This is a genomic window from Stenotrophomonas sp. 05L414_2, from assembly GCF_056397905.1.
On the sequence record NZ_JBFTOJ010000319.1, the window covers coordinates 1 to 1,332 of the forward strand.

General features: G+C 68.6%; 1 protein-coding gene. It reads left to right on the plus strand.

All coding sequences use genetic code 11. The annotated features are described in order from the left end of the window. Window positions 1–459: 459 nt before the first annotated feature. Complete coding sequence (gene queF, locus AC1DJN_RS21975; RefSeq protein WP_312964111.1) at window positions 460–1,278, plus strand: NADPH-dependent 7-cyano-7-deazaguanine reductase QueF; 819 nt, start codon at window positions 460–462, stop codon at window positions 1,276–1,278. Window positions 1,279–1,332 lie beyond the last annotated feature (54 nt).

The window sequence follows — 1,332 nt, forward strand, 5'->3', positions numbered from 1 at the left end:
GCGGGGGAGCGGGGGACGCCGTAAACCCGTCCATGGGGGCTTGGCCGCGGCATCCATGCCGCGGACACCCCCGCAACCGGACCCACCCCGCCTTCGACAGYTTCCCGCGGCTGTCGGAACGACATCCTGCTTTGGTAGGTGTCGACCTTGGTCGACACGGCGGACATCATGAACGTCTGAAGTATCGGCTTTTGATTTTGTTTTTCTGATCTTTCCCGTGGTGGATCGGCGGCAGAAATGTGTCTGGGGGCCGGGCGGGTGGGGGTGGCGGGGTATCCGCGCCATGGATGGCGCGGCTAAGCCTCCAAGGATGGATTCACGGCGTCCCCGCCAGCCCCACCCGCCCGGCCCGCACCCGGGAGTCGGGGCTTTCCGCGACCAACCAACCCCACCACGGAGGGGCTCCGCCGTTGGCCGACCCGGCCGAAGGCCCGCTCTGCGCGCGATACAATAAGCACCATGAACACCCCACAGGATTCCAGCCTCGGTCGCGAGGTCAGTTACCCGTCGCAGTACGATCCCGGCCTGCTGTTTCCCATCCCGCGCGTCGGCGCCCGTGCCGAGATCGGCCTCGACGAGGCCGCGCTGCCTTTCGTCGGCCATGACCGCTGGCACGCCTTCGAGCTGAGCTGGCTTGACCCGCGTGGCAAACCGCAGGTCGCCGTCGCCACCGTGCAGGTGCCGTGCACCTCGCCGCGGTTGATCGAATCGAAGTCGTTCAAGCTGTACCTGAACTCCCTCAACAGCACCCGCATCGACAGTGCCGAAGCCCTGCGCGAGCGCCTCGTCGCCGACCTGTCGGCCTGCGCCGGCGCCCCGGTCCAGGTCACGTTCGGCCTGCCGGCGTTGCGCGAATCACCGCTGGGCGAGTCGATCGACGGCCTTGAGGTGGACATCGACTGCTATGGCCCGCCGCAGGCGGACTACCTGTCGGCCAACGCCGATGCGCTGGTGGAGGAGACCCTGGTCTCGGCCCTGCTGAAGTCCAACTGCCCGGTCACCGGGCAGCCGGACTGGGCCACTGTCAGCCTGCGCTACCGCGGCCCGCAGATTGATCGTGCCGGCCTGCTGCGCTACCTGGTCAGCTACCGCGAGCACGCCGAGTTCCATGAGCAGTGCGTCGAGCGCATCTTCAGTGAAGTGTCCGCGCGCTGCCGGCCGCAGTGGCTGGAAGTCGAAGGCCGCTATACCCGTCGCGGTGGCCTGGACATCAACCCGTGGCGCGCCAGCCCTGGCATTGCCGCCCCGGCCGCGACCTACCGCGAACTGCGGCAGTAACCGCCGCAGGCGGTTACAGGTAGCGCCGGGCCATGCCCGGCGAGCGCAGCGGCC

Excerpts from the sequence above, each read along its gene's own strand:
- queF (WP_312964111.1), top strand. The coding sequence starts at position 460 with ATGAACACCCCACAGGATTCCAGCCTCGGTCGCGAGGTCAGTTACCCG.